The 3379-nt window shown below is 48.1% G+C and carries 2 rRNA genes; both read right to left on the bottom strand.

The window, feature by feature from the left end:
* Positions 1-1953: ribosomal RNA gene (locus tag E6X37_RS10310) — 23S ribosomal RNA — on the bottom strand; the annotation flags it as partial.
* 262 nt (positions 1954-2215) lie between these two features.
* Positions 2216-3379 (bottom strand): 16S ribosomal RNA (locus E6X37_RS10305); the annotation flags it as partial.

The following is a 3379-nucleotide window of genomic DNA, read 5'->3' as shown; positions in this document are numbered from 1 at the left end:
ATTCGTGCGGGTCAGAACTTACCTGACAAGGAATTTCGCTACCTTAGGACCGTTATAGTTACGGCCGCCGTTTACTGGGGCTTAAGTTCACACCTTCGCCTAAACTAAGTGTTCCCCTTAACCTTCCAGCACCGGGCAGGCGTCAGCCCCTATACATCAGCTTTCGCTTTAGCAGAGACCTGTGTTTTTGCTAAACAGTTGCTTGGGCCTATTCTCTGCGACCATATTTCTATGGCACTCCTTCTCCCGAAGTTACGGAGTCAATTTGCCGAGTTCCTTAACTGCAATTCTTCCGATGGCCTTAGGATTCTCTCCTCACCTACCTGTGTCGGTTTGCGGTACGGGCACTACTTTGCTCCCTAGAGGCTTTTCTTGGCAGCGTGGAATCAGATACTTCGGTGCTTGCACCTTCCCCATCACACCTCAACATTATAAAGACGGATTTGCCTATCTTTACTGTCTAAGTGCTTAGACTAACATCCATTAGTTAGCACATCTTATCCTCCTGCGTCACCCCATTGGTCATACGCTTATAGTGGTATCGGAATATCAACCGATTGTCCATCACCTACGCCTTTCGGCCTCGGCTTAGGTCCCGACTAACCCTGAGCGGACGAGCCTTCCTCAGGAAACCTTAGGTTTTCGGCCAGTGAGATTCTCACTCACTTCTCGCTACTTATGCCAGCATTCTCACTCCTATGTCGTCCACTGCTCCTTTCGGTACAACTTCTTCCAACATAGGACGCTCCCCTACCGCGTACATCTAGTGTACACCCATAGCTTCGGTGGTAGATTTTAGCCCCGGACATCTTCGGCGCAGGATCTCTTGACTAGTGAGCTATTACGCACTCTTTAAATGAGTGGCTGCTTCTAAGCCAACATCCTAGTTGTCTTAGAAATCCCACATCCTTTTCCACTTAATCTACACTTTGGGACCTTAGCTGATGGTCTGGGCTGTTTCCCTTTTGACCACGGATCTTATCATTCGTAGTCTGACTGCTGAGATTCAAGTTAGTGGCATTCGGAGTTTGATAAGGTTCAGTAAGCTCTATGCCCCCTAGCCCATTCAGTGCTCTACCTCCACTACTCATTCTCAACGCTAGCCCTAAAGCTATTTCGGGGAGAACCAGCTATCTCCAAGTTCGATTGGAATTTCTCCGCTATCCACAGTTCATCCCATGGTTTTTCAACACCAACGTGGTTCGGTCCTCCACGAAGTTTTACCTTCGCTTCAACCTGACCATGGATAGGTCACCTGGTTTCGGGTCTACAGCATGCAACTTTTCGCCCTTTTAAGACTCGGTTTCCCTTCGGCTCCGGACCTTAAGTCCTTAACCTCGCTACATACCGTAACTCGCTGGCTCGTTCTACAAAAAGCACGTCATCACACATATAAAGTGCTCTGACCGGTTGTAGGCACACGGTTTCAGGTTCTATTTCACTCCCCTCCCGCACGGTACTGCTTCACTATCGGTCATCAGGTAGTATTTAGCCTTGGGAGGTGGTCCTCCCTGCTTCCCACAAGGTTTCACGTGTCTCGTGGTACTCTGGATCAGAACTTAGAATATTATCTTTTCGCTTACGTGGCTTTTACACTCTGCGGCCCAACCTTCCAGTTGTGTTCGACTAAGATTACCATTCATTTTATGTTCTGTCCTCAACCCCAAGAATAAATTCTTGGTTTGGGCTCTTCCCCTTTCGCTCGCCGCTACTTAGAGAATCGATGTTTCTTTCTCTTCCTCCAGGTACTTAGATGTTTCAGTTCCCTGGGTTTACCTTCCTGCAACTATTTATTCATTACAGGATACATGGGGTTTCCCATGTGAGTTTCCTCATTCGGAAATCTTTGGATCTCTGCCTATTTGCGGCTACCCAAAGCTTATCGCAGCTTATCACGTCCTTCTTCGGCTCCTGATGCCAAGGCATTCGCCGTGCGCCCTTTATAACTTAATCGTTATTTTCATTCTTCTTAAAAAATACCCATCAGAATATCTTTCAGAAGTTCTATATCATAATCTTCATGCGTTTGAAGATTGTAATATTTCTTTTGTTACAAAGAATAGTTTCAATATTTCTATGTGCAATTTTCAAAGAACTATACTTGAAAGATCAAAGTCTTTCAAAATTAAACAGAGAAGATTCAGCTTTTCTTGAGTTTAAGCTTTTAGTCTGATTATTTTATTGAATTAGTTTTCCTAATTCACTTATTCCTTAGAAAGGAGGTGATCCAGCCGCAGGTTCTCCTACGGCTACCTTGTTACGACTTCACCCCAATCGCTGACCCTACCTTAGGCCGCTGGCTCCTTTCGGTTACCTCACGGACTTTGGGTATTGCCAACTCTCATGGTGTGACGGGCGGTGTGTACAAGGCCCGGGAACGTATTCACCGCGACATTCTGATTCGCGATTACTAGTAACTCCGGCTTCATGCAGGCGAGTTGCAGCCTGCAATCCGAACTGGGACGAGTTTTATGAGTTTTGCTCCACCTCGCGGTCTTGCTTCTCTTTGTTCTCGCCATTGTAGCACGTGTGTAGCCCTAGACATAAGGGGCATGATGATTTGACGTCATCCCCACCTTCCTCCGCGTTAACCACGGCAGTCTAGCTAGAGTGCTCATCTTACTGTTAGCAACTAACTATAGGGGTTGCGCTCGTTGCGGGACTTAACCCAACATCTCACGACACGAGCTGACGACAACCATGCACCACCTGTGTTCCTGCTCCCGAAAGAGCTTCCCTTATTACATCTTCGCGTTGCTTCGAATTAAACCACATGCTCCGCTGCTTGTGCGGGCCCCCGTCAATTCCTTTGAGTTTTAATCTTGCGACCGTACTCCCCAGGCGGGGTACTTATTGTGTTTACGGCGGCACAGAGGTATCGAAACCCCTACACCTAGTACCCATCGTTTACGGCGTGGACTACCAGGGTATCTAATCCTGTTTGCTCCCCACGCTTTCATGCCTCAGTGTCAGTTACAGTCCAGAAAGCCGCCTTCGCCACTGGTGTTCTTCCTAATCTCTACGCATTTCACCGCTACACTAGGAATTCCGCTTTCCTCTCCTGCACTCTAGAATTCCAGTTTGGAATGCAGTTCCCAGGTTGAGCCCGGGTATTTCACATCCCACTTAAAATTCCACCTACGCATCCTTTACGCCCAGTAAATCCGGATAACGCTCGCCACCTACGTATTACCGCGGCTGCTGGCACGTAGTTAGCCGTGGCTTCCTCCTCAGGTACCGTCATTATCGTCCCTGAAGACAGAGCTTTACAACCCGAAGGCCGTCATCACTCACGCGGCGTTGCTGCATCAGGGTTTCCCCCATTGTGCAATATTCCCCACTGCTGCCTCCCGTAGGAGTCTGGGCCGTGTCTCAGTCC

The organism is Veillonella parvula (genome assembly GCF_032550495.1).
In the GTDB taxonomy this organism is placed as follows: domain Bacteria; phylum Bacillota; class Negativicutes; order Veillonellales; family Veillonellaceae; genus Veillonella; species Veillonella parvula_G.
Note: the sequence above shows the minus strand (reverse complement) of the source record. Positions and strands in the feature narration are given on the sequence as shown.